Annotated in this window: 21 protein-coding genes and 1 pseudogene; 14 read left to right on the top strand and 8 right to left on the bottom strand. The window is 52.4% G+C overall.

All coding sequences use genetic code 11. The annotated features are described in order from the left end of the window. Positions 1–67: 67 nt before the first annotated feature. The 9 genes from CR46_RS0113330 (at position 68) to CR46_RS0113290 (ending at position 17,658) form a co-directional block, all read left to right on the top strand. Positions 68–3,619: a helicase-related protein gene (locus CR46_RS0113330; protein WP_030073689.1), complete on the top strand. Its 3,552-nt coding sequence runs from the start codon at positions 68–70 to the stop codon at positions 3,617–3,619. Beyond that, positions 3,616–4,989 carry an AAA family ATPase gene (locus CR46_RS0113325; RefSeq protein WP_030073688.1) on the top strand — a complete coding sequence of 458 codons (1,374 nt, stop codon included), beginning with the start codon at positions 3,616–3,618 and terminating at the stop codon, positions 4,987–4,989. The genes CR46_RS0113330 and CR46_RS0113325 overlap by 4 nt, the downstream gene beginning before the upstream one ends. Continuing rightward, positions 4,986–5,726, top strand: coding sequence for a retron system putative HNH endonuclease (locus CR46_RS0113320; RefSeq protein WP_030073687.1), 741 nt, complete (start codon positions 4,986–4,988; stop codon positions 5,724–5,726). The genes CR46_RS0113325 and CR46_RS0113320 overlap by 4 nt, the downstream gene beginning before the upstream one ends. Next, entirely contained in the window at positions 5,723–8,629 is a 2,907-nt protein-coding gene (locus CR46_RS0113315; protein ID WP_030073686.1) for a DUF1156 domain-containing protein, read from the top strand. Before CR46_RS0113320 ends, CR46_RS0113315 begins: the two co-directional genes overlap by 4 nt. Before the next feature lie 8 nt (positions 8,630–8,637). After that, positions 8,638–8,913, top strand: coding sequence for an AAA family ATPase (locus CR46_RS18460; RefSeq protein ID WP_198023734.1), 276 nt, complete (start codon positions 8,638–8,640; stop codon positions 8,911–8,913). Between the two features lie 7 nt (positions 8,914–8,920). Next, the gene (locus CR46_RS17820; protein ID WP_198023733.1) at positions 8,921–9,655 is read left to right on the top strand and encodes an AAA family ATPase; all 735 of its coding nucleotides are present in this window, start codon (positions 8,921–8,923) and stop codon (positions 9,653–9,655) included. 165 nt (positions 9,656–9,820) lie between these two features. Then, positions 9,821–12,337 carry an McrB family protein gene (locus CR46_RS17990; RefSeq protein WP_051690184.1) on the top strand — a complete coding sequence of 839 codons (2,517 nt, stop codon included), beginning with the start codon at positions 9,821–9,823 and terminating at the stop codon, positions 12,335–12,337. Positions 12,338–12,409: 72 nt separating this feature from the next. Next, a complete protein-coding gene (locus tag CR46_RS0113295; RefSeq protein ID WP_198023732.1) occupies positions 12,410–14,773 on the top strand; it encodes a DUF2357 domain-containing protein in 2,364 nt (787 codons plus the stop codon). After that, entirely contained in the window at positions 14,773–17,658 is a 2,886-nt protein-coding gene (locus CR46_RS0113290) for an ATP-binding protein (protein ID WP_030073674.1), read from the top strand. Before CR46_RS0113295 ends, CR46_RS0113290 begins: the two co-directional genes overlap by 1 nt. Before the next feature lie 244 nt (positions 17,659–17,902). Here CR46_RS0113290 and CR46_RS0113285 read toward each other — a convergent pair whose 3' ends face one another. After that, positions 17,903–18,973 carry a tetratricopeptide repeat protein gene (locus CR46_RS0113285; protein ID WP_030073671.1) on the bottom strand — a complete coding sequence of 357 codons (1,071 nt, stop codon included), beginning with the start codon at positions 18,971–18,973 and terminating at the stop codon, positions 17,903–17,905. A gap of 323 nt (positions 18,974–19,296) precedes the next feature. Here CR46_RS0113285 and CR46_RS0113280 point away from each other — a divergent pair, with 323 nt between their 5' ends. After that, positions 19,297–19,713 carry a DUF6088 family protein gene (locus tag CR46_RS0113280; RefSeq protein WP_030073669.1) on the top strand — a complete coding sequence of 139 codons (417 nt, stop codon included), beginning with the start codon at positions 19,297–19,299 and terminating at the stop codon, positions 19,711–19,713. 45 nt (positions 19,714–19,758) lie between these two features. Here the strand turns inward: CR46_RS0113280 and nadS are convergent, their stop codons facing one another. From nadS to CR46_RS17810, 4 genes and pseudogenes are all read right to left on the bottom strand, one after another. Beyond that, positions 19,759–20,043: a NadS family protein gene (nadS, locus tag CR46_RS0113275; RefSeq protein ID WP_030073667.1), complete on the bottom strand. Its 285-nt coding sequence runs from the start codon at positions 20,041–20,043 to the stop codon at positions 19,759–19,761. After that, complete coding sequence (locus CR46_RS0113270; protein WP_030073665.1) at positions 20,040–20,378, bottom strand: type II toxin-antitoxin system RelE/ParE family toxin; 339 nt, start codon at positions 20,376–20,378, stop codon at positions 20,040–20,042. The genes nadS and CR46_RS0113270 overlap by 4 nt, the downstream gene beginning before the upstream one ends. 369 nt (positions 20,379–20,747) lie before the next feature. Further along, a pseudogene (locus CR46_RS17815) lies at positions 20,748–21,479 on the bottom strand (phage integrase); the annotation flags it as partial. 75 nt (positions 21,480–21,554) lie between these two features. Further along, positions 21,555–21,905, bottom strand: a complete 351-nt coding sequence (locus CR46_RS17810) for a DUF411 domain-containing protein (RefSeq protein WP_232222390.1) — start codon at positions 21,903–21,905, stop codon at positions 21,555–21,557. A 105-nt stretch (positions 21,906–22,010) separates the two neighbouring features. Here CR46_RS17810 and CR46_RS0113250 point away from each other — a divergent pair, with 105 nt between their 5' ends. Together CR46_RS0113250 and CR46_RS0113245 are read left to right on the top strand one after the other, a co-directional pair. Beyond that, positions 22,011–22,253 (top strand): hypothetical protein, encoded by a 243-nt coding sequence (locus CR46_RS0113250; protein ID WP_030073664.1) that lies wholly within the window; start codon positions 22,011–22,013, stop codon positions 22,251–22,253. Positions 22,254–22,322: 69 nt separating this feature from the next. Then, positions 22,323–22,628 (top strand): hypothetical protein, encoded by a 306-nt coding sequence (locus tag CR46_RS0113245; protein WP_156963069.1) that lies wholly within the window; start codon positions 22,323–22,325, stop codon positions 22,626–22,628. A 193-nt stretch (positions 22,629–22,821) separates the two neighbouring features. On the opposite strand, the gene CR46_RS0113240 is transcribed toward CR46_RS0113245, so the two are convergent. Continuing rightward, positions 22,822–23,121, bottom strand: coding sequence for a hypothetical protein (locus tag CR46_RS0113240; protein WP_264431479.1), 300 nt, complete (start codon positions 23,119–23,121; stop codon positions 22,822–22,824). Between the two features lie 58 nt (positions 23,122–23,179). On the opposite strand from CR46_RS0113240, the gene CR46_RS18335 reads away from it, so the two are divergent. Then, positions 23,180–23,329, top strand: a complete 150-nt coding sequence (locus tag CR46_RS18335; protein ID WP_156963068.1) for a hypothetical protein — start codon at positions 23,180–23,182, stop codon at positions 23,327–23,329. 345 nt (positions 23,330–23,674) lie between these two features. On the opposite strand, the gene CR46_RS0113230 is transcribed toward CR46_RS18335, so the two are convergent. Together CR46_RS0113230 and CR46_RS0113225 are read right to left on the bottom strand one after the other, a co-directional pair. Beyond that, positions 23,675–24,178 (bottom strand): opioid growth factor receptor-related protein, encoded by a 504-nt coding sequence (locus CR46_RS0113230; RefSeq protein ID WP_030073658.1) that lies wholly within the window; start codon positions 24,176–24,178, stop codon positions 23,675–23,677. Then, positions 24,171–24,692 carry a gamma-glutamylcyclotransferase family protein gene (locus CR46_RS0113225; protein ID WP_035536730.1) on the bottom strand — a complete coding sequence of 174 codons (522 nt, stop codon included), beginning with the start codon at positions 24,690–24,692 and terminating at the stop codon, positions 24,171–24,173. The genes CR46_RS0113230 and CR46_RS0113225 overlap by 8 nt, the downstream gene beginning before the upstream one ends. Positions 24,693–25,735: 1,043 nt before the next feature. Between CR46_RS0113225 and CR46_RS0113215 the strand changes: the two genes are divergently transcribed. Continuing rightward, on the top strand, positions 25,736–26,248 hold the full coding sequence (locus CR46_RS0113215; protein WP_030073651.1) for a peptidase associated/transthyretin-like domain-containing protein: 513 nt from the start codon (positions 25,736–25,738) through the stop codon (positions 26,246–26,248). Positions 26,249–26,331: the final 83 nt, after the last annotated feature.

The following is a 26,331-nucleotide window of genomic DNA, read 5'->3' as shown; positions in this document are numbered from 1 at the left end:
TACTCCAGCTGGCCCAGATTGACGATAAATGAAGAAACGGCAAAAGCCGACTTGCGGAGGGAGCTGCATGCTGAAGCTGGAAGAGATCAAACAGGATGCTCAGGTTCGCGGCATCAAGCCTGATGAGGTGGTACGAGTTGTAGCCGTGGTGCCGGTGGGCGCCGATGCGCTGACCATCTACTTCAAGGATAGCCAGGGCGCGGTTCATGAGCAGATGCTGTTTCGTGACAACGAGCCCAACCTCTCGTTGGCCCAGGCCGGGCGCCCTTGGGCCTTTGATGCCCCCGGCGCTGACTTCAAGCTGGGCCTAGAGGCCTACCGCATCAGCCAGGCGGCGCTGTTTGATCCCATGATGGCGGTGCACACCTCCAACGTAGAGCCGCTCCCCCACCAGATCTCCGCAGTGTACGAGGCGATGCTACCTCGTCAGCCGCTACGCTTCGTGCTAGCTGACGACCCCGGCGCCGGTAAGACGATCATGGCTGGATTGCTAATCCGTGAGCTGCTGATGCGTGCCGATGCCAAGCGTATTCTGATCGTCTCTCCAGGTGGGCTTTCCGATCAGTGGCAAGATGAATTACTAGAAAAATTTGGCGTACAGTTTGAAATATTCAGTCGCGAGAAGCAGGAGCAGTGCGCCTCTGGAAATTACTTCGACGAGCAAAACCAACTGATCTGCCGCTTGGACCAGCTCTCGCGCAACGAGCTTTATCAACAGAAGCTCGCCAATACAGAGTGGGATCTGATAATTGTCGATGAGGCCCACAAGCTATCGGCCAACTACTTCGGCAATAAGATCAACAAGACCAAGCGCTTCCAACTCGGTGAACTGCTAGGCTCGATTACCCGCCACTTTTTGTTGATGACGGCCACCCCGCATAATGGCAAGGAAGAAGACTTCCAGATTTGGCTATCGCTGATTGATAGCGACCGCTTCTACGGCAAGTTCCGCGAAGGTGCCCACAAGGTCGATGTTTCCGACATGATGCAGCGTAGGGTCAAGGAGGAACTGCTCAAGTTCGATGGCACCCCACTTTTCCCTGAACGCCGCGCCTACACCGCTAATTACGACCTCTCCGACGCAGAGGCTTCGCTCTACGAGCAAGTGACCGACTACGTTCGCAACGAAATGAACCGAGCCGATGCGCTCTCTGGTAAACGAAAGGGCACTGTAGGTTTCGCGCTAACTCAGCTGCAGCGGCGGTTGGCGTCCAGCCCAGAGGCGATTTACCAGTCTCTCAAGCGGCGCCGTCGCAAGTTGGAAGACCGCCTTAATGAGATGAAGCTCATGGCTCGTGGTCAGGCTATTCATGAAGGGAAGGTCGCCTCCACCCTGGGCACTTATGCGGTACAGAAGCAGATTGAACTGCCAGATAATTTAGACGAGCTAGATGAAGAACTGAGCGCCGAGGAGTACGAGCTCTACGCCGAACAGGTAGTGGATCAGGCCACCGCCGCGGAGACTGTGCCCGAATTGGAGGCTGAGATACTGATTCTTCAGGACTTAGAGGAGCAGGCCTCGCAGCTGGTCGCATCTGGTAACGACCGCAAGTGGGAAGAGCTTTCGCACCTGCTACAAGACAGCCCTGAGATGTACACGTCCGGCGGCAGCCGCCGAAAGCTGATCATCTTCACCGAGCACAAGGATACGCTCAACTATCTGGTTGATCGCATCCGCAGCCTGTTGGGTTGCCCTGAGGCGGTGATCACCATCCATGGCGGCACTAACCGTGATGAGCGCCGTAAAGCCCAAGAGCAGTTCCGCAACGACCCGGATGTGCTGGTATTAGTGGCCACCGATGCCGCCGGTGAGGGCGTTAACCTACAGAATGCCAACTTGATGGCGAATTATGATTTGCCTTGGAACCCTAATCGCTTGGAACAGCGCTTCGGGCGAATTCACCGCATCGGCCAGACTGAGGTCTGCCACCTATGGAACCTGGTGGCTAATGAGACGCGTGAAGGTGCCGTATTTCAGAAGCTTTTCGACAAGCTCGAGGTGGAGAAGAGCGCGCTTGGTGGCAAGGTCTTCGATATTCTTGGTGAGGCGTTTGAGAATACCTCTCTGAAGGATTTGCTTGTAGAAGCCATTCGCTATGGCGAGTCCGACGAAGTGAAGTCGCGGTTAGAGCAAGTGATTGAAGGTGCGTTGGATACCGACCACTTGCGCGAGATCATTCGCCGGAATGCCCTCGTCGAACAGCATATGGGCCTGGAAGAGCTATACGCGGTGAAGGAGGAGATGGAAAAGGCCGAAGCACGCAAGCTACAGCCCTACTTTATCCGCGCTTTTTTCACTGAAGCATTTCAAGGGCTGCGAGGCGAAATGCGCCCAAGAGAGCAAGGGCGCTATGAAGTACGCCACGTTCCCGCCGCCATACGTGAGCGGGATCGCATCGTTGGAGAAAGTAGAACACCAGTGCTGAGAAAATATGAGCGTATCTGCTTTGAGAAAGAGCATGTACGCCTGCCTGGCAAGCCAATGGCGGACTTGATTCACCCCATGCACCCGCTAATGCATGCCACGACCGATTTGGTGCTGCAGGCCCACAGGGCCAAGCTAAAGCAGGGCGCCGTGCTGGTAGACCCCAACGACGACAGCACTGAGCCTAAAGTGCTGTTCATGGTCGATCACTCGGTGCGTGAGGTGGAGAAACAGGGCAACGGCTCGCCCAGGGTGGTTTCACGCCGCCTACAGTTCGTGGAAATCGACGAGCAGGGCCGGGCAACTCATGCTGGCTGGGCGCCGCATTTGGACATGCAGCCCATCGATGATCATGAACTCAACCTGGTGCAGGATGTGCTCAAAGCGCCATGGATCACTGGCGACCTAGAGGCCCTAGCGCTCAACCATGCTGTACAAGCGCTTGTGCCTGAGCACTTCCACGAGGTGAAGGGGCGCCGCGAACGCCACGCCGACAAGGTGCTCAATGCCGTCAATGAGCGGCTGGTTAAAGAGATCAATTATTGGTCGGATCGCTATATCAAACTCACCGACGATATGAAGGCCGGAAAGCAGCCGCGCATGCAGCCAGAGATGGCGCGCAGGCGGGTGGATGAGCTGACCGAGCGGCTCAACCAGCGCCGCAGCGAGCTCGATGCTATGAAGCAGGTGGTCTCCAGCACGCCGGTGGTGATCGGCGGCGCCCTGGTGATTCCGCAGGGGCTACTGGCCGAGCGCCAAGGCGAGACCCAGTTCAGCGTCGATGCTCAGGCCCGTGCCCGCATCGAACAGCTTGCTATGCAGGCGGTAATGGACGCCGAGCGCGCCATGGGCCACCAAGTGTTTGACGTCTCTGACCAGAAATGTGGTTGGGATGTAACGGCTCGCCCGCCAGCCAACCCGGATGGCTCGATTCTGCCTGACCGCCATATTGAGGTGAAGGGGCGTGCAAAAGGGCAGAGCACCATTACTGTCTCTCGCAACGAGATCATCTACGGCCTTAACCAAGCCGATAAATTCTGGCTGGCTATCGTCATCGTGGATGGGAAAAGCGTAGAAGGGCCTTATTACGTGCAGAAGCCCTTTACAAGTGAACCTGACTTTGGCGTGGCCAGTATCAACTATGACCTGGAGGAGCTGCTTTCTAAAGCAGCGCCAGTGGGTGTCCTCGAATGAAACTCTCAAAACTACGCATCAAGAATTTCCGCTGTTTTCAAGATGTTGAGGTTGACCTCAATGAAAAACTGACAGTGTTCATAGCAGAAAATGGTCAGGGTAAGTCGACAGTGCTGGATGCCATCCGCATTGGCCTTTGGCCCTTTGTTAGCTCATTCGATGCTGTAACTGGCACTATGTCAAATTCAGGAATTGATGTGGATGATGTTCACCTTGCTAGAGGTAAACATAGAAATATGGAGCCTCAGCTTCCTGCACGAATCGAAGCAGTAGCCAAGATCAACGGGCAGCCTGTTCATTGGGCAAGGCAGCGCGATAAAGTAAGCAAAGGTGCCAAAACGACGGTCAAGGATGCTAAACCTATCGCTGAATTAGGGGCTCGTTTACAAGAAAAAATAAGGATGCTGGCTGCAGATAATACTGAGCATGACAGTTCACTAGAGACACCTTTGCCTATCGTTGCTTATTACGGCACAGGGCGTTTATGGAAGCAGCGCTACTTAACGCTCAAAAATCAATCTAGTAGTGATTTTTTTTCTCGCACTTCTGCATACGTTGGCTGCTTAGATTCAGGTTCCGATTACAAGCACTTCGCAGATTGGTTTTTTTATCTTTATGCCTCAGATTTTGAACAGAAAACAAAAGAAATGGAGGTTCAGGGGTTTTCTGGGTTGGTGGATGATAGGTTTGTCTATGCAGACTTGATGCAAGCTATTAGAAGGCCTGTAGATCAAGTACTTGGAGCACTAGGATGGAAACACCTGAGCTACAGCCCGAGCCAGAAAACCTTGGTGATGAACCATGATGATTTGGGCACACTTAAGGTTGATCAACTCAGTGATGGCTTAAAGAGCATGATAGCGATGACGGCTGACATTGCTTATCGCTGTGTGCGCTTAAACCCATACTGGGGTGAGAACGCAGCCAGAAAAACCACTGGTATCGTAATGATTGACGAAGTGGACATGCACCTACATCCGAGTTGGCAACAGGTGGTGCTGCAGCAGCTGCATGAGGCATTTCCAGAAGTACAGTTCATTGTCACTACCCATAGTCCCCAAGTACTGAGTACAGTGCGGCGAGAAAATATTCGCATACTTTCAGCCAACGGAAGCAGTCAACCCTTGGCTAGAACTTATGGTGAACCTAGTGGGAATGTGATGCACGGCGTGATGGATGTGGATCCCCAACCGCCAGTTGCTGAAAGGAAAGACCTACAGCGTCTGACCGAACTGGTTGATCAAGGCCTTTACGACCAGCCGGAAGCAACGGAACTGACGCAACGGCTAACTGCAGCACTTGGTGAACAACACCCTCAACTGCAGCGCTTGCAACGCAGTATTAAACGACAAAAGGCACTTCAGGGATGAGGCATATCACCAAGCAGGGGAGTGGTGGTCATCATTTGCAAAAAGCTCATCTAAGACCGCCTCAAACTAATCGAGAAGCCACTAGTCGGTGGCGAAGTTTTAATCACAAACAGAAAGTGTTGGAAAGCTTACTGGCGGAGCAGTACCAACTCTGTTGTTACAGCGAACTACGCTCAGACCATCACGAGCTTGGCTACCACATCGAGCATATTGAGAACAAAGGCCAAGCGCCGCAGCGCACCTTTGATTACACCAACTTGGCTGCCAGCGCACTCGACAGTGACCGGCTTAGAGCTTTTAAAGACCGGCTGGTTCAAGAGAATCTGCCTGGAGACTTCTTTGGCGGCCATGCTCAGGGTAAGCAACAGTCAGTGGATATGCAGCGATTTATCTCGCCACATCAGCATGATTGTGCTCGTTTTTTCGCCTACTTATCGGATGGTCGCATAGTGCCAGCAGAGAACCTCAATGAGTGGGATCAGGAGCGTGCTAGGTACACGATAGATCTACTCAACTTAGATAGCGGCTTTTTAAAAGTTGAGCGTCAGAAGTGGTGGAGTGAGCTTGAGCAGCTGTTCGATGAGCACTTGGATAAAGATATGGATGTGGACTGTCTGGCTGCCATTGATCTTCTGCCTACTGCTCAACGCTTGAATCCATTTTTTACCCTGACAAGACAGTTTTTTGGTCGTATTGCCGAGCAAGTGCTGCAACAGGATGCCCCGGAATTACTATGACATCACCTATTAAATCCCCCAAAAAGCTGATCGAAGTGGCACTGCCGCTGGATGATATCAATGCTGCGTGTGCACATGAAAAAATGCCAGGCATTGGGCCACACCCTAGGGGCATACATCTTTGGTGGGCGCGGCGACCATTGGCAGCGGCGCGGGCGGTGCTGTTTGCGCAGCTGGTTAATGACCCTAGCTACCAGCGCGAATTAGGTTACGGGGTTAACAAGCAGGAAGCGGAGCGTAAGCGTGAACAGCTGTTCGATATTATCCGCGACCTGGTGAAGTGGGAGAATACCAACAACGAAGAGGTTTTGAATCGCGCCCGTGTAGCGATTTGGGAGAGCTGGCGAGAAACCTGCCATCTCAACCGCAACCATCCTGAGGCAGCTGAGCTATTCAACCCTGAGAAGCTGCCCGCTTTTCATGACCCATTTGCCGGTGGTGGGGCTATCCCGCTGGAAGCCCAACGACTGGGGCTGGAAAGCTATGCCTCTGATCTCAACCCCGTAGCGGTGATGATCAACAAGGCGATGATCGAGATTCCGCCCAAGTTCGCTGGTCAACCGCCGATGGGGCCGATTCCCGAAGGCGAAAAGCAGCAGAAAATGCATGAGGACTGGTCAGGCGCCAAGGGGTTAGCTGAAGATGTGCGCCGCTACGGCCACTGGATGCGTGAGGAGGCATTCAAGCGTATTGGCCACCTCTATCCCAAGGTGGAGATCACACCAGAGATGGTTGCCGAGCGCTCCGATCTCAAGCAGTACGAAGGCGAAGAGCTGACGGTGATTGCATGGTTGTGGGCTAGAACGGTAAAAAGTCCTAACCCGGCGTTTAGCCATGTTGATGTGCCGTTGGCTTCAAGTTTTGTATTGTCTAGTAAAAAGGGTAAAGAAGCTTATGTGGAACCTGTGGTTGAGAGCGATGAGTATCGTTTTGAGATCAAGGTAGGAAAGCCTCCGGTTGCCGCTAAGCTAGGAACTAAAGCAGCAAGAGGGGCTAATTTTACCTGTTTGTTGACTGGTGCACCGATATCGGGCCTGCATATCAAAAGTGAGGGAGAAGCAGGACGCTTAGGTGCTCGCTTGATGGCCGTCGTGGTTGAAGGCAAGCGCGGGCGTGTTTATTTATCGCCCACGCAAGATGCAGAGGCAGTCGCAAAGAGTGCTCAGCCTGAGTGGAAGCCAGAAACCAGCCTACCAAATGATCCAAGAAATTTTTGGACTATTCCGTACGGACTGAAAACCTATGGTGACCTCTTCACTGCTCGCCAATTGGTAGCCTTAACCACCTTCTCCGATCTAGTGCAGGAGGCCCATAAAAAGGCGATTGCCGATGCTAAAGCAGTTAGCCTGCCGGATGACGGCCAAGGCCTAGCTCAAGGGGGGGCTGGTTCTACTGCTTATGGGGAGGCGGTGTCGGTTTACTTAACTTTCTGTGTGGATCGTTGCGCAGATTTCAATAACTCATTGACCGGATGGCGCCAAGGCAATGAGAAAATAATGTATTTGTTTGCCCGTCAGTCTATTCCAATGGCTTGGGACTTTGGGGAAGCCAATATTATGGAAAATGTAGTTGGAGGGTTCATCACCAATCTTGAATACCAAGTCAAGTGCTTACTGAAACTTGGTACTTCAGCTGCAAAAGGTAATGCCTTGCAGCTTGATGCTGCTACCCAAGATATTAGCAAATTTAAGGTTATCTCTACTGATCCGCCATACTACGACAATATTGGTTACGCTGATCTCTCGGACTTTTTCTATGTATGGATGCGTCGATCGCTGCGTAACATCTATCCTTCCCTATTTGGTACGATGGCAGTACCTAAAGCTGAAGAGCTGGTGGCAACTCCTTATCGACACGGTAGCAAAGAAAAAGCTGAAAATTTCTTTATGGATGGCATGACTCGCGCCATTCATAACTTGGCTATCCAATCCCACCCGTGTTTCCCGGTAGCAATCTACTATGCGTTCAAGCAATCAGAAACTAAGGAAGGTAGTACTACCAGCACCGGCTGGGTGACCTTTCTTGAAGCAGTAATTCAAGCGGGCTTTTCCATTGATGGCACTTGGCCAATGCGAAGCGAGCAAACCCATCGAATGATTGGAATGGGTACTAATGCGCTTGCCTCCTCTATCGTTCTTGTCTGCCGCAAACGCTTAATTACCGCTGAAACCATTTCCCGCCGCGGCTTCCAACGTCAACTCCGCGAAGAAATGCCTGAAGCTTTGGAAACCATGATCGGCGGCATAACCGGCCAGGCGCCTATCGCGCCGGTGGACTTGGCTCAGGCGGCGATTGGGCCTGGTATGGCTATCTACTCTAAGTACGAGGCGGTGCTGAACCAAGACGGCTCCAAAATGAGTGTCCACGATGCCCTGGTGCTGATCAATCGCGCCATTACCGAGTTCCTGAGCCCTGATTCTGGCAACTTCGATGCCGATACTCAGTTCTGTGCCAGCTGGTTCGACCAGTACGCCTGGAGCGCTGGGCCTTTCGGTGAAGCGGATACGCTTGCACGGGCCAAGGGCACCAGTGAGGCTGGCTTGAAGGAAGCCGGTGTTATCGAATCCGGTAGCGGTAAGGTACGCCTGTTCAAGTGGGGTGAGTATCAGTCTGAGTGGGACCCGACCACCGACAAGCGCACGCCGGTGTGGGAAGCCTGCCACCAGATGATCCGCCGCCTGCAAAATCACGGCGAATCTGCCGCCGGTGAGCTGCTGGCCAAGATGCCCGAGAAAGGCGAGGTGATCCGTCAGCTGTCGTACCATCTCTATACCCTCTGTGAGCGCAAAAAATGGGCCGAGGAAGCACGCGCCTACAACGAGCTGATTGGCTCCTGGCATGCCATCGTGGCGGCATCCCATGAAACGGGGCATACGGGTGAGCAGGTCGGTTTTGATCTCTAGGAGGCAGCATGCTGAAGCGGTTAGAACTGGATAACTTCACTCTTTTTCCCAAGGCGCGGCTGGATTTCGCGCCGGGGCTCAACGTTATTGTGGGTGAAAATGGCACCGGTAAATCGCACCTGCTTAAGGTGGCTTACAGCGTCATCGCTAACGCCTACGAGCAGGCTAACGAGCCGAGCGTAGCCGACCCCACCAAGACGCTGCTGCAGAAGGGGATTGCTGACAAGCTGATCAAGGTGTTTCGGCCGGAGTCATTGGGGCGGCTGGCGAGCCGTCGCCTTTGAGCAGGCTGTGCTGGATACCGCTTTCAGCTTCAGTACCCGCTCTCAGACCGAGGTTAAGATCGACCGCTTACCCAGCGCCTGGCAGGAGAAGGCGCCGGTCTTTATGCCGACACGCGAACTGTTAACCCAATACCATTGGTTATTGCCGCTCTACGAAAACCGTCACGTGGATATCGAAGAGCACCATATCGATCTCTGCAAACTGCTGGGTGCCCCTGCTGTCAAGGGCAGTCGCGAAAAGATGGTCGCCGAGCTGGTGGCACCCTTGGAAGAGGCGATGGGCGGCAAAGTGGTGTTGGACAAGAACGGACGCTTCTATCTGCGTATTCCTGGGCAAGGCAACCTGGAAATGCCGTTGGTGGCAGAAGGGCTGCGTAAGCTAGCGATGCTCGCCCGTTTGATCACCACCGGCTCGTTGCTGGATAAGGGCTACCTGTTCTGGGATGAACCCGAGGCCAACCTTAACCCTAAGCTAATCAAATTGGTGGCTTTGGCAGCCGTAACGCTCAGCCAGCAGGGCATTCAGGTGGTGATTGCCACCCACTCGCTGTTCCTACTCAAGGAGTTGGAGTTGTTGGCTCGTGCTGTTAAGAGTCCAACGACTCAGCAATGCTACTTTGCACTGGTAAAAGGCCCTGAAGGCGTAGAAGTGGAACAAAGCAGCCAAGTAGACGACCTACAGACGCTTGTCCTTCTGGACGAAGAGCTTGCCCAATCGGATCGATATCTGGAGTTGGCATGACGACTACGCTCACCGAGCAGCAACTCGCTTTTACTTTCGCTGAGGGCGTAGAAGCATCGCGATATGACGATTGGGTCTTCTATCGCAGCCAGTTCGTTAATGCCCTGATCGGTTGCTGGAGTGGCAGGATGATGATGACAAGATGGAGTGGCAGTAAGGGGCAATATGAGCATTGAGCAGGCTATTCAGCAGCTAACGCGCACCGATGTGATCCGCACCATCGATGCAAGCACTCAGCCAATACCGCCAGGTGAGCGCTTCTCATGCCTTTATAAGGGGCGCCGTTTTGACCCTAAGCAGCTGGTGGCGGAGGCGCTTGCCTTCACCAAACAGCACCGTGTCGATTCGGAGGCGTTGGAGCAAGCGCTTTACGAGCCCTTCGTGGAGGCGCTTAAAGGGCTTGAGTTTGCGGTGGTCAGTAACCCGCGCCAGATTGGTGATACCGACCTAACGGTTATGGTCTACGAGGTAAAGAAACCGCCGCTTGTGCAGGAGAACTTCAAACGCCTTTTCTCTGCCAACCAGAACCGCTTCTATTGGAATCGCGAGAAATTCGCCAAACTTAAGCGCGGCGCCCCGGTATTCGTGGTCAATAATAGCGATGCCCGTGTGCTGTTTGGCTTTATTCAGGACACTCTGATCCGTGCCGAATACGATGAGGAAAGCCATGTTAGCCGCTTCACCCATCAGGGTGAGACCTTTGAGGTCAGCGGTGAGTATCCTGAGTTCGTCTGCATCGAAGTCCGGTCACTGCAGCACCCGCCGCTGGGCTGGCAGTGGAAGACCTTTGGCAGTGGTGAGCACTCCTACATCTCTGGGCCAGAGGTGAACTCTAAAGCTGTGCCGAATAACTTGGAACGGGTCAATCTGCTGCTCGAGGTATTTGCGCAAAATGAGGAGATCGTCCTGCAGCTGCAGACCTCCTACCAAGCGTTGCTCAGCCACCTGGTGGATTACGACGTGGTTGAACAGCAGCGTGAGCCCTGCGTCTGGTATGTGATGCAGGGAAAGACCTTCAATCCCGCTCAGGGCCTGGCCTACCTGTGGGCGCCGCTCGAAGGAAAGGGCGGCCGCTCGTTTAACCACTGGAAAGCCGTGGGTGACGTTAAGCCGGGAGATATTGTTGTTCACCACGCGGCAGGTGGGGTTCAAGCAATTTCGCGAGCGGAGTCAATGCCCTTCGTTACACCGCAACCCGACGGCGTCGATAATGAATGGCGTGGTGATGGGAATCGCGTCGACCTGAAGGTTCTCGTTCAGTTAGAGCAGTCGGTCACCTTAGACGTTATCCGTCAGAAGCAAGCGCTGTTGCAGAGAGCCTTAGCCGATGTGCGCGGTCCTTACAATCGTGATGGCACCGGGAATCAGGGGTATCTCTTTGAGTTCACCTGGGAGGCGCTAGCGATTCTTCTGGATGGCCACTCTGTCGCGTTGCCGGAGGAACTTCAGCTCTGGCTGCCGGCCCTCGACGATCTAATCGAGAAAGTAGATAAGGCCACTGATGAAGGCAATTCTCTTAAAGGAGCCGAGGAGCGCCGCCTACCGGTTGCGATCACCCAAACTTCGGCCAACGAGTGGCTGCCCCGCGTAAAGGCCTTTATGGCCAGTCAGGGCTTTCATTATTCGTTGGCAGAGGTCGCCAATTTCTATCTCTGTATGCGCACTAAGCCGTTGGCTATGCTAGCGGGTATCTCGGGTACCGGTAAAACACAGCTGGTGCGTCAGTTTGCTAGAGCCATTGGCTATGGTGACTCTGACCACTGCGTGCTAATCGCTGTGCGCCCAGATTGGGCTGATAGCTCCGATCTCATCGGCTATGCCAACATCCAGGGCAAGTTCGAGACTAAGCCGCTACTGGATGTCATGGCACGCGCCATTGAGCACCCTGACGAGCTTTACTTCGTGATTCTGGATGAGATGAACCTAGCACGTGTGGAGCACTACTTTTCAGAATTCTTGAGCTTTATCGAGACGCGAGAGCGTGACAGTGATGACGTTATCGTCACTGAGCCGCTGATCAGCCGTGCCGATGTGAATGGCGGTCGCCCGGTTTATCTGCCGCAGAATCTGATGGTGGTGGGCACGGTGAATATGGACGAGTCCACTCATGCCTTTAGTCGTAAGGTGCTGGACCGCGCCAACGCCATTGAAATGAATGATATCGATTTGGCGTGGGTGAACCCAGAGCGTGATGTGATGCCGGTCTCTGGCATCTATGCTGATGCGCTTAGGGCACCGTTTCTCAATTCGAATGATCTTAGCGATGCCCATAAAAAAGCGCTTGCCAGTTCTATGCAGATGCTAATGCAGGTCAACGGTATTCTCGAACCGGCTGGGCTGCATTTTGGCTATCGGGTACGTGACGAGGTCGCTTTCTACCTTACTCTACATCAGGAGGAGGCGTTAGGAAGCCTGGAAGGCTTTGATACCGACGCCGCCATGGATTTCCAGCTGATGCAGAAAGTGCTGCCTCGTATCCAGGGCAGCTCGCTAAGCGTGCTCAAGGTAATGATAGGTCTACTAAGCTTACTGGCCAACACGCCGCTCGAGGAAGACGCCGAGTACAGTGTTATTGAGAAGGAGGTCAACCCGCAGAACACTCGCTACCCCAGAAGCGTCAAGAAGCTGCTGTTTATGTTACAGCGCTTCCATGATGATGGCTTCACGTCGTTTTGGCTCTAACTTGATATGACCGTGCTCTGTTTTGACCACCCTGACGGTACTATCTGCCAGCTCGCTGTGAGCGAGGTGACATTGCCGCGTTCAATTGAAGCCCAGCGACACATTGAGACACGCGCCCGTTTCAAAGTGCATGGCCTGTCACTCAATACGGAGGAGTCAGAGCTAGAACAGCCGCTGAGTTCGCCACTGTTTTTCGAGTGGCAGCAGCTGGAGTGGCTGTTTGAGCCTGGGCCAAGTTGCCGGTGCGAACCTCCGTTAGCGCTTTATGTGAATGGGGTGTACCAGAAACGGGTCAGGTCGAGATTGTTGCATGGTCAGGTACGCTTGACGGGTACCACGAATCTGGAAAATAGCGTTGGTCTGACGCGCTTTGAGATTCGTGATGCAAATAGCAAGGTGTTGCTCGCCTTAGATAGCGAGGTGTTTCCCCAGAAGCTGGACTACAAAGATGACTTTCCGGCCATGCTGGATGAGATTACTGAGATTCTCTACTCACTGGCCTTCGATGCGTTTACTAAGACGTTTGCTTCGACGCGTCCACGTTCCACTTACCACCAGCTTACCTCAGAGTGGCTAAATCTGTTCAAAGCGCTCTACCACAGCTTAGAGCAGAGCTTGGACACGCTACTTCGCTCACCCAAATCGGATTTGCGTAAAGAATCGAGGGTGAAGCCTATTCACCGAGTGAAGCGAGCGTCACCTCAAGCGATCAAGGCGGCGACACAGCGCCCAGACCGTTATTGTCGTGGCGGTGGCATTCCGGTAGCTCCTGGCGTGCAGCTTTCGCATCTCACTGAGCAGCATAAGCGCATTAGCTACGACACCCAGGAAAATCGGTTTGTTGCCTGGGCGATCACCGACATCCTGCGCCAGATTCAGCGTGCCGTTCGCCACCTTAGTAGAGGCCGCGGAATGGACAATCAGCGGGTTCAGCTAGAGGTAGAGGCGCTGGAACGTAGCAAATCCCACCTGCGGAGGCGCCTCAGAAGCCCAGTGCTCGCTGAGGTGGGTACCTTTAATCATCAGATGTTCTTCTCGACTACCCTGACGATGGCGCCAGGGTACAAGGAGTTCTATCACCGCTTTTTGCTACTGCGTAAGGGCCTGACCATGGCCGAGCACCCGCTGTTCAAGATGGACTACAAGGACATCGCGACCATTTATGAGTATTGGTGCTTCCTGAAGACCTTGAAGCTGCTGCGGGAAAACCCCAAGTACGATTTGGCTAGCAACGATATTGTTAAGTTGGAACATCACCGTTTTAAGGTGAACCTCAAGAAGGGCAAGAAATCGGCCGTCAATTTCGTGCAGCGGGGCACGGGTGATGACATCGCGATCTATTTTAACCGCACGTTTCCCAGGAAAGATTACACCTACACGTTCGACCAGAAGCCGGATCAGTTTATCGAATTCTCTCGCAGTGGGTTCGGCAGCAGTCGTGATAAAAAGTCGTTCAAAGTGATTATGGATGCCAAGTACCGCTTTGACCGTGGATCGAAGGGGTATCCCACCGGCTCTGAAGGCACACCCTACGGGCCACCACTAGATACCATCGCTCAGCTTCATCGCTACCGTGACGCCATTTTGTGGGAAGACAAGAAAGAACAGCAGAAAACCGTCAAAATGGCCAACAAGAGCATTGGTGGTGTGATCTTGTTTCCCTATCCGGAGGACGAACAGGAATTTGTAGCGCACCCTTTTTATCAAAGCATCGAGCAGGTCAATATTGGCGCGATACCGCTGCAGCCAGGCAAGTCTCGCAAAAACAGGCTGTTTCAGGAGTATCTGGATAGCCTTTTTGAGCAGCCGGGCGAGGTCATCACTGAGTCGCTCTATCATTACGATGATCGTACCTATCAGCAGCGCCGTCAGTCTAACCGAGACATGGTGATGGTCGGCTTGGTGCCCCAGAAGCAGCGAGATGCTAGGATTAAGTATCATTTTGAACAACAGATATTTTATACCCGGTGTCCTGAATCATCGCGCTATCCACTGCATGAGGTGAAAGCTGTAGCGCTGTATGATCAGTTGGAGCGCAAAATTATAGGCTGGGCCAATGTCGTTAGTATTGAAGTGCTGCTAGGGAATGAACTTCATCAGACGGGCACCCAGTGGAAACCAAGCAAGCCTGATCAGCCTTACTATGTCTATCATCTGGATTCGATACAGCACGCTAACCTGAAGGCGGGTGGCCAGATGAAGGGCAATCGTACAGGGCGTTATTTCATCACTCGGCTGGGCTTGGAAGTAGCAATTCAAGAGCAAGAGCCTGAGTTGCAGTTTATTAGCAGCTGGGAAAAATTTATCGAGTGGAAGACCCTGAAAACGCGCCATTCAACTGTGCGTGTTCAGCGGCAACGCCAAATAGATTCACCCACTGGCCAACCAGTGGATGACCTTGAATTCATCGCAGAAGAAGACGTGGAGCCGTCGTAATGTCATTGAAAGCCTGGAGAGATATCGCCACGCCACACAAGGATGTTCAAAAAGGCCTGTTTAAACAAGCGGAGTTTGCTGCGGATATCACTCAGGTAGCAACCGGTACGGCACCCGAAGAGTACCAGGACGCAGAGAAGTTTTTCTCGCGGACTTACATTACCGAGGGTATGCGACTGCTGTTGATCTCAGTGGCCCAGCGCCTCTCTGGCAACGGTGGCGACCCAGTCATTCAGTTGCAGACTGCTTTCGGTGGCGGCAAAACCCACACGATGCTCGCGGTCTATCACCTCGCATCTCGCAAGACGTCTACCGACAAGCTGCAGGGCATTTCACCTATTCTTGATGAAGCAGGTATCCACGAGTTGCCCCACGCTCGTGTAGCCGTTATCGACGGTATCAACATGGCCCCGAGCCAGCAGTCGGTTAAGAAGCAAGGGCAAAAAGTCACAACGCTATGGGGTGAGTTGGCGTGGCAGCTGCTGGGTGATGAAGGATTGGCGTTGGTAAAAGAATCCCACGAGCAGGGCACGTCGCCGGGTAAGCAGGTGCTGGTCGATTTGCTACAGCGAGCCGCTCCCTGTGTGGTGCTGGTAGACGAGCTGTTAGCTTATATACGTCAGTTTGAACTAGGGAAATCGTATTCTGCAGGTACCTACGACAGCAATATCAGCTTCATTCAAGCGCTGACTGAGGCAATGAAGGCGGTACCCAATGCCATCCTACTTGCTTCGCTGCCGGAGTCTGAGCTTGAAGTGGGCGGCACCATGGGCCAGCAAACGCTGACGGCCCTTGAGAAGTATTTTGGTCGTGTAGAATCAGTGTGGAAGCCAGTGGCTACCGAAGAGGCATTCGAGATTGTTCGCCGCCGCCTGTTCGAGTATGCCGGTGACCCTGCTGAAATCGAAGGCATTAGCCGCCAGTTTTCTGACTTTTACCGGCAGTACGCCGTGCAGTTTCCCAACGAGACGCAGTCTAATGAGTATTTTGAGCGACTTTGCCGCTCTTATCCGATCCACCCTGAAGTATTCGACCGTCTTTACGAAGATTGGTCGACGCTGGATAAATTCCAGCGCACCCGTGGGGTGCTTCAGTACATGGCGTTCGTGATCCACAAACTGTGGGAGTCGGGCAATCGTGACGCTTTAATCATGCCGGGGTCGCTGCCGTTAGAAGACAGTCATGTGCGAGATAAGAGCATTCACTATCTGCCCGGAGGCTGGCAGCCGGTGATTGAGCGAGAGATAGATGGGCCTCGCTCGGCTGCTCAAACGCTTGATAATGAGGTAGCCCTCTTTGGTGGCGTGCATGCAGCCCGTCGTGCTGCACGTACCATCTTTTTGGGTAGTGCTGCTTCCAGCAGCACCCAGGCGGCTCGAGGTATCAAGCAGGAGCGCATCTTGCTGGGTGCCGTTCAACCGGGTCAGTCTATTGGGATTTTTGAAGACGTGCTCAAGCGTCTGCGCGACCGTCTTCATTATCTCTATTCTGAACAGGATCGCTTCTGGTTTGATACGAAGCCCAACCTCCGAAAGGAGATGGAAAGTCGCAAACAAAACATCCATGAACGGGATGCTTTGATTCCGCTGCTCAAAGACCGCACGACGCGTCTCATGGGACGCCAACACCACTTTGCGGGCATCCATGTATTTACTCAATCTGGCGATGTGCCGGACGAATATGGCATTGGGCCACGTTTGGTGGTGTTGCCAACGGAGTTCGCTTATAGCCGCACAGAGAGCAACCAGGCCTTTCAGGCGGCGCAGGACATCTTGCGCAACCGTGGGGAACAACCACGCCAAAAGCAGAACCGGTTGATTTTTCTGGCAGCCGATTTCGATGTGGTAAGTCGTTTGAAGGATCAGGGACGCACCTATTTGGCATGGAAGTCGATTGTAGAAGACATTGAAAACGGTTCGTTGAATCACGATATGACGCACTTGCGGCAGGCCAAACAAAGCCGTGACGCAGCAGATTCATCGCTGTCGCAGTTAATCCGTGAGACTTATAAGTGGCTGATGGCCCCAGTAGAGGAGTTTGTAAAAGGCAAACCAACGCTGGAGTGGGAAGTGGTTCAGGTCTCGACCACGACGCCGAACTTAGTAGACACGATTGAGAACAAGCTGCGTGAAGAAGAGTGGCTGATCTACGAATGGTCGCCAATCTTCCTGCGCAATATTCTCAACCAATGGTACTTCAAGGATGGTGTTACTGAGGTTAGCGCCCTGAAAGTATGGCAAGACTGCTGCCACTACCTTTACCTACCTCGCCTGGTGAACGATCAGGTATTTAAAAATGCCATGAACCAAGGTGTCGCATCGGAGGATTTCTTTGGCTACGCCTCAGGAAAAGAAGGCGATACTTATCTTGGCTTTACCTTTGGGCAAGGGAGTATTGGTGGGCTAGATGGTGAGGCGCTCATTATCGAGCGTGAAGCTGCTAAAGCCTACCGAGACAAGCTCGCAGCTGATGCTGCCCAGCGAGCCAGAGAGCTTGCTGATCGCAATACAGACAACTCATCTGGCCAAAGCGATGAAGGGGTAAGAGGTGGTGGTTCAGACGTAGGAGGCAGTGGAATAGCTCACCCTATGGGCGCTGGAGAAAGCGTCGGTAGTTCGGCTGGGCCAGAGGCTGCTTCTACTAACATTGCCAAGAAGCAATTTTACGGTACGGTGAGTCTTGATCCCGTAAAGGCCAAAATGGACTTTGCCACCGTCGTTGATGAGATTGTCGAACAGTTTACTCTGCGAACAGGCGTAGAGGTGAAGATCTCCGTGGAGATTGAGGCTACCAGTTCTGACGGCTTTGATGAAGCGCTGCAGCGGACGATCAAAGAGAACTGCAACGTGCTGAAATTTAGCAGCTCGGAGTTTGAGGGGGAGTAATGGGTGCGGTGTCATGACCGCATCTTATCGCCGCTATTCGTCGCTGTTGCTCGCGGGAATGATAAATACGAGAGGCAGCGGCTGAGGTCCAGCGTGAGAAAGGGCCTGTCGTAAGAGATAGTGGCCTCAATAACGAGCTTTCTTCTAGCTGTAATTGTTGCGGGAGTGAGCCGGCAGGTTCACGCCATCATTGCGTGATTATGGGAAGTGGCCAGGAGTGATAACCCCTGGCCCAGGAAGTGAATTATTTGCCAGCCATTTTCTTGGCAGCATCATACTCAGCATCAAGGCCCGACTGTGAATCCAGTGAAGGTTCAATCAGCTTCAGGCCGACATGCATCATCGATAGCAGCTGCAGGCCGGAGAAGTCACCTGTGAGCGACTTAAGAGAGTAGCGCTTGTCCGGGTCGTTGATGGACAGGCCGCTCTCGCCCAGTTTGGCAATCTCGAATACCGTGGTGGCTAGTTGCTGTTTGTCCATCTTCTCGAAGGTTTCAAATGCTCCCGTCATATACATCACGGCATCCATCCGTAGGCCACCGTCGTTCTTTCGCTTCATGTTTACCTGAGCCAAACGGCTTAACGCTTTTTTGGCCTCGGATGCGATAGGAGAGTTTGGCTCTAACTCGATGATGCGCTGATAGTTGCCGATGGCTTGCTCGTGGCTCTGCGGGCCTAGCTCTTCAAGGTTCAACGCCAAACCGTAAAGCGTGGTGGCATCCTTCGGATTAGTTGCCAGGGCGCGTTCGAAGTAGGCCTTAGCGTCTTCATGTTTGCCACGCTTGGCCAGAAGGCCTGCAAGATTCCGGTTGATCCATAGGTCATCAGGTAGCTTGTCTGCTGCATTACGCAGAGTAGTTTCGGCTTTATCAAGCTCACCGAGCTTAATGTAGGAGAAGCCTAAAGCCGCATGGGCGTGTGCATAGTTAGGTTCTGCTTCGGTACAGGCTTTAAGCGGTGCCACTGACTCTTCTACACGACCCATCTCGGATAAGCAGACGCCGTAGTTGTAGAGAATCTCAGGGTCATCGATCATTTCGGCCATGACTTCGAGAGCTGGTAGCGCGTCCTCAAGAAAACCGTGCTCTAGTAGTCCCAAAATGTACTGCTTGGGCTCGACACCTTCTTGCGGAACCGCGACACCTAATACATAACCGTCCTGGACGACGATCACCGCGGTATAGCCTTTGGCCGCGTACTGCAGGGTGATGGCCTGAAGGACGTCATCCTCGAAGCCCGGGGCATCTCGCTGTGGCAATCCATCGATCTTGATGTCATCGAGGCTGCGTTTGAAGATCTCGGGGGCTTGGGGCATTGCATCACCTATGAAGCGGAGCATGGATATTGAAGCATATAGTATCAAAAAGGCCCTGTTTCGGGGGGGGCTGCTCAAGTAGATTTTTCTGGCGTTGCTAAAAATTAAATAACCCGAACGCCTCTGCTCTTGCTTTGGTGGTCCAACGCGATGAGGATTTTAGCTGACTTTTTTCAGCACCTGCTGGGTTTTAGGTGGCTCAGAATAGAGGCTTTTTCGTGTGGCAGTTGCGGCATTTTTATTTTTTAAATTATCGTGTTTTGTGTTTTTCAGTCTGAGGTAGAGAGTAACCATCGTCGTTGTCTAGCTATTGGAGGTGTTACATGATCACTCAAACGCTTGAGTCACGCATTCGTGACAAACTTCGCAAAAGTCGGCGGGTGGTTTTTCTACGTGACGATTTCGCTGCACTGGGTGGTTATGACCAAGTTGGCCGTGTGCTTCGGCAACTAGAAGGGCAAAGACGGTTAGTGCGTATCGGTAAAGGCCTGTACGCTAAAGCGCGTCCAAACCGTATTACGGGCAAGCCAATGATTGCAGCGCCCGGTGGTTTTGATCAGGCAGCCAAAGAGGCATTGAATCGCCTTGGGGTTCAGTGGGAGCCAGCCAGTGCAGAACACGCTTATCAGGCTGGCCGCACACAAATTCCGGCGCGGGTGGTGGTCAAAGTGAAAGGCCCATTTAATCGGCAAATTGCCTACGGTAAATACTACTTGAGTATCGAGCAATATTCTTCATGAATATCAAATAGATATTGACACTGCATTTGCTTTATAAAAAAAGCGCTAATGCGAAGCAAGCTCGTTGAAAAAGGCTGGGTTGTCCTGAATCGTCGCCAGTACCTTAGCGGCTAGCCCCGTTGGGTTACGGCGCTTGGTTTCCCAGCTTTTGATGGTGTCTACACTGGTTCCCATAGCTTTGGCAAACTCAGCCTGAGATACATGAAGCTTGTCGCGGATAGCTTTCACATCAGCCACCTCATGGCGAGTGATACGGCTGGCCTGCGCTTTGCCTTGTTTGATCTCAACGGCTTCCTGCAGTGATGATTGCAGCTCGTCAAAAATGCTCATTTGGAAATCTCCCCCTTCAATTGGTGGGTCAGTGTTTTCAGGGCGGCCTTTTCAGCGGGCGTTAAGCTGTCTTTGACGCTCTTTGGGTAGGCCAGTATTAGATAAATTCTTTCTGCCGTTGCCAAAAAGTAGATAACCCTGGCTCCGCCGCTCTTGCCTTGGTTGCCCAACGCCATGCGTATTTTGCGCAGACCTCCCGTACCTTGAATCAGGTCACCTTTGTCGGGTTGAGCAATCAGAGTGCGCTGTAGCTCCTTTAATTCGTCGTCTGTGGCAATGACCTGAATCTGGCGGGTGAACGTCGGGGTTTCGATAAATTCAATCGCATGACTCATGTTAGGGGACTTCTTTTAGCCAGTGCGTATTTTAGTGTACATAGTACATTTTGAGTTATCAATTATCGACCCTATATTTTGCCGTGGCTGGCAGTGATTTGGTTGCCAGCTGGTTGTCATGCGGTTGCCATTTGGCTGCTAACAGGGTGAAAACCATGTGAGTAATGTAAACCATGGAAAATCCTAACTCATTGAAAAGACTTTGTTTACGCATTGCAGGCGCGATCCCAAAGTTTGTTTGGTTGCACTCATAATCCCTTGGTCGTAGGTTCAAGTCCTACTGGGCCCACCATTAAATCAAAGACTTACCCTCCTAAGTGCCTTCCCCCGCTGTATCTTTTTTGCCAGTGTCTACAAACTGTCTACAGCCTAAAATTTTGGCCCATACGTGACGGTTTCCGTCAGGTGGTCAGGGGCTACATGTGCATAACGCATGGTCATTTGTATGCTTTGGTGTCCCATTATTTTTTGCAGTGTTAGTAAGTTACCGCCGTTTACTACGCAGTGGTTTTTGAATGTGTGCCGCAAAACGTGTGTGCGCTGTCCTTTAGGCAGGGTAATACCTGCGTTCTTAATAGCATTGGTAAACGCTTAGTAGGCATCGCGTGGGAATAGCCGTCCGATCTGCGGCCCGTGTGATTTGAGACGTTGGTAAAGCTCGTCAGAGAGAGGCACCGAACGACTTCGGCCATTTTTGGTGTCGACATAGGTAACACGGCCATCCCTAACCAATTCAGCGCGCAGAAATTGGACTTCACTCCATCGGGCTCCAGTAGCCAGGCATAAAGTAGCTATTAGAGTGACGTGCTTGTTACGCGACTGCTCTAGCTGCTCAAATAGGGCTTTGATCTGTTCATGGGTAAGGTAGCTTAGTTCGCGTTCTGGTAGCCGTATGGCTTTGATCGAGGCAAAGGGGTTGTCACCATGCCATTCCCCTAGCTGTATGAGTACGTTAAAAACAGCGCGAAGATAAGCTATATCGTGGTTAACGGTATTGGGTGAAAGCCCTTGTTCTAGCCGTGACTGTCGAAATTTAGCAACGCTAGCCGGACGGATCGTATAGGCATAAGGATTATCCATGAGGCCTACTAGCTGATGGAGCTTAGATAGACGTGATTAACGCCGCTTCTCAACTATTGGAAGCGGCATTTCTTGCTAGTGGGGTTCTAGTTTCGATCAGAGGGTCATGAAGTGCGCGGCCTCTCCGTTGCGGAACTGATAGACATCCCAGTCACCCTGTTTGGGCCCCGGCATGCCGGGGGTGCCGATAGGCATGCCAGCTAGGCCGATGCCACGGGTGTCCGGGCGTTCCTCAAAGAGCTTCTCCACTGCTTCGAAGGGTACGTGCCCTTCGATGGCGTAGTCGCCCATTTGGAGGGTGTGGCAGGAGCCGAGATCATAAGGCAGGCCGATGCTCTGTTTGATCTTGCCCACTTCAATATTGTCGACGATCTTCACCGTTACCCCGCGATCCTCAAGTTGTCGAGCGTATTCGTCACAGCAGCCACATTGTGGGTTCTTAAACATGGTCGCTTCGACGGGCAAGGCGGCCTGAGCGGTGCCCAGTGCCCAGCAGTAGGGTGGCGGAGAGCAGGAGAGTAGGGCCAAGACGGTTCATGAGCGGGCCTCCGGATGGTTACGGGACGTGCGAGAGGAAGAGAAGAGGTACTTGGCAAGGGCGGCTATGCCGAGGCCGAGCAAGCTGAGCATGGCAACGGGCATGATCCAGGCCAGCCAGGGCAGGTTGCCTATCAGGGCAGTGCAGTGTGCAATCATGGTCATACCTCCTCAGTGGCCAACCCAGGTCACGCCGTTGGGACCCTGGCCAGTGTCATGGCGGTTGATAACGGCGCCAGCCTCCAGGTCGATGACTGAGAGGCTGTTACCTCCGGCATTGGTGACGTAAGCGAATCGGCCCTCCCAGTCGCTGACCACATGGGCTGGATGGCTGCCCACCTCGATACTGGCCACGGGGCTGCCGGTTGGATCATTGGCTGGGTAGAGCTTGAGCCTGCCGGTGGCATCACCGTGGGCATGCTCGCCACCGTGGCCATGGTCGTTGGATTTCGCTTCGCCAACGGCCATCAGGTAACGGCCGGAAGCGCTGACCTGGACATTGTGGGGCGCAATGCCGATGGATTGGTTAGTGGCATCACCATTCGTCAAATTGAGGTGTGTGAGGGAGGCACCATGCTCGTTGGCGGTGACGACGACTCCCGCGGGCAGGGCGCTGGCGAGCGTCGGGGTTGAGGATAGGGCCAGTCCAGCGGCCATGAGCCAGCCGAGGAGCCGTTGCTTCCCGTTGAGCGAAAATGGGGAAGGCAGGGATGCTTGGCGCGCTATTGCGAGCGATGAGAAACGTATAGACATGTTTAACTCCTGATGAACGTAATGTTGGACGCGAGAGTGTGTCGCGAACCGATGGCAGATCGTCTACGTTCGATCAGGTTCTGGGAGGGCGTCTGGGGGTAAGCGGAAACTGTGGGGATAACGCCATGGCCGGTGAGTTAGCTAGGCGTTCCGGGCCAAGCACGAGCAATCGCGTCTGGCTCATGGCGGTGGTGCAGGTGACGCAGGATGAGGCGTTATGGTCATGCTCTACGCTTTGGCTGTCACCTGAACGGCCGTCAACCGAGTGGCCATTATCCAACATCCACTCGGCAGTGGCACCGCAATCGACTTGATGGTTCTCCATGGCGCCGTGACTCGACATCGTGACTATCGCCAACAGCAGTGCGAGCAGGAGGGTCAGCCAGCGACCTCCTGTGCGTTGCGTGGGTTATGTCTGAGTGAGTCGATACATGATGAACTCTCCTAAGTCAGGCTTTCAGCTTGCCTTATTAGTGGCCGTCGCTTCATTGATCCAGGACAGCTTTTCTTGCGAGTTGGATGATGAGAGGCGGGGGGCAGTGCTGCTGGTCGATGCTTTTTTTGTTACCAGTTGCTCTTAAAGGAATACGGCAGATCGATTCCCACATCCTGAGATTGCTTTTGGTCCGCTCAGAATAGGTGCATGACATGGAAGCTTTTGCGGCGGTTATGTTTTTATATTGATGAGTAAGTAAGCGATGATTGCAGTTTTTCAAAAATGCTCATTTGGAAACCTCCCCCCTTCAATTCATAACAGCCCAAACGTTGCCAGGCCAAGCCCTTTAGCACGAAGATTGCTTCTATGGCTGATTTTGTAGGCTTCAATGGCGAATAGCTGGGGAACAATACTGCCTTCTATGTAGGCGATTTTTGCATTATTTCTTGTTCAATAGAGTGTTGGTAGTAGGAACAGATGGAAAGCTGTTTTAAATGGCGTTTCGCCAAAACTGGATTGACGTTTCCGATACCACACCATGACGAGTGCCATTATCGATAACGGCGTGCTGCAATGCGCTTGCAAGATTTGGCTGGTGACATAGCGCTAACGACCGAATGATGCGGGTGATACGCAGGTGATTGTGGCCACCGGCTTTTAACCAATTATGCGTCTGAATTGACAAGGTGGGCTGAGCGGTTATGACGCTATCGTCACGCTGAAGTCCATAGAAGGCTAGCATCACATCAAGCGAGCGCTGCTGGTGTTGGCGTAAACGCGCTTCATGCTCAAACGCTGCTTGTATCTTAGGAGTTAATAGCGGCGCAAAGCCATTAAAACGGCCTGCTTCAGGAATTGGAAATAGCCACTGTATATAGTCGTGGGTATGTTCTAACCAGAATGAAGAAAGTGCCCAGATATCGTCAAGATGGCGCCCTTTATGGTCGTGACCCTCCCCATAATAAAACGCGAGTAAGCGTGCATCATTATCCATGATGCCCCCTGATTAACGGCTCATCGAGCTCGTGTAGGGCCATTTCAAGTGCGTGGCGTTCGTTATCGGGGTCTTGGTGGGCTTCTATGCGCTCAAGTGCACGAATATAAGCTGCTGGCAGGCCATGCTCACACGCACCGGCCAATACATGATGCTTGTACCAGCTATAAGGTCGCATACCGATAGCGCTCGTTTTGCCAACATACGCTTGCACTTCAAACTGCCCTTCGCCAGTGAGGTCTGTCACCGTTAGCCAGGTTTCATCATAGGCAACGTTAAGTCCTTCATAGCGGTCTAATGTCAATTTGTGGTGAGAAGCTACTTCCCAAATTACGCCATACACGGCTGATTGCTCTGATGCTGGCACGATATCACATTTGCCTGAACCGTCCCCGCCACGCTGGTGAAAAGCAAGGCGATAGGAAGGCAGCAGGGCAGTGGTCACAAAGCGTGCCGGAATGCGGGCTGCTAAGCGCTTGGTAGACATGTTAGAGCCGTATGCAAAGCAGAGCATGGCTATCTCCTTAAAGTGACTTAGCCGTGTTATGAACGGGCAGTGCGCCAGGCATATACAACAAATCAGCAGAGCTCTTTTTCAGCACTAGGGTGGTCATTCGACCAGGGTTACGTGGAATCAGCTGAAGAAGCGTCATATGGCGAAAGAGCTGATCGCAAGTATATGACACGGTGATGCCAACCCTAGCAGTCATGATGAAAGTTAATATAGTTTAACGTGCCTCACAAAACTTAGCGACTCTCTTGGACACGGCACTGTTTCTACGGCTATTAAATAAGCGCGGCGATGCCATAGTGTGGCACTACATGGATTGGGTTGAACATCTGTGCTGTCGCACTCGAATTTTTGATGGGCTGCCGGTGTTAGCATCAAAAATGGCTTAAAAAGCCCACGAGAGAGTATTTTTCCCAATAAGTCCGGTTCGCCTACGTTTATTGTCGCTTTGCTTGATTAAGCTAATACTAATGATTTAGTTAAGTGTTGGTAAGATAGACTTTTTCTTCTGCCAGTATAATGATATCCTCACTATTATTAGTAAGCGCTCACATGCTTAGCATGTTGGATATAATAAGACACGAAATGTCGGAGCTTTCGTTCGCTCTCCTTACAACGCTTTTTGCCCCGCCTTTAGTTGAAATAAGGACACTGGCAGTCTTTACCTCTAGAAAGATTATGAGCGGTATCGACCATTGTAATAATGAGGTTGTGTTAAAAGATGCCATGAGCTTTGTACTGTAACTATGAGGCCAGAGCCTGTGTGCCCAATATACTACGGACGGGTGTGGGAACACATAGACGAGAGAAGTAAGTGAAAAGTTACTTTATTCCCACTGGATAACTAAAGCATTAACCACTTACTTTACAGATTATTATAAACCCACGATGGGTTCCGCTAGGGCAAGAATAATACTCAAGTGGTTTGAGAACGTTATTGAGAATAAAGAATTTGGCATAACGCCAGATGTGCGGCCATGGTGTCCGCGTAATAGAAAAGTGGCAGAAGCCGCTAAGAAGAACATGAATCAAAAGGGATCATTGTAATGAAAATGCTTAAGATGACTGCTGCTATTGCCACCGTATCGTTGATGACAGGGTGCGCCACTATTGTAGGCGAAAAGGAGCAAAGCATCACGATCAACAGCAGTCCGAGCAATGCAAATGTGGTAATTACGGATGAGCGCAGTATGCAAGTGCATTCCGGAAATACACCAACAACAGTGCAGTTGCGTAAATCAGATGGAAGCTATTTCGGCGGTAAAACATATACCGTTGAGATTGCCAAAGAGGGTTATGAAAGCCGCACAATGATGATTAACTCCAGCCCCAATGGTTGGTATATCGGCGGAAACATAATTTTCGGTGGTCTAATTGGTTGGTTAATTGTCGACCCTCTTACTGGCGCAATGTACAACCTTACGCCTGATACTCTCAATGCATCGCTAGGTGAAGGCGTAGCTACCACTACCGATGGCGACTCTGAAATCACGTTGGTACTGATTGAAGATGTACCTACTCACATGCTGGATGAGATGCAGTACTTGGGTAAAATTTAAGTAGCCGTACCTTGGCAACATTGCAGTAGAGGAAGCATCGCCTTAGGGCGGTGCTTTCGCTTATCTCCCAGGGTGTGAAAAGC

Source organism: Vreelandella neptunia (assembly GCF_000712975.1).
Classification (GTDB): Bacteria; Pseudomonadota; Gammaproteobacteria; order Pseudomonadales; family Halomonadaceae; genus Vreelandella; species Vreelandella qaidamensis.
This window is presented reverse-complemented; position numbering and strand designations above follow the sequence as displayed.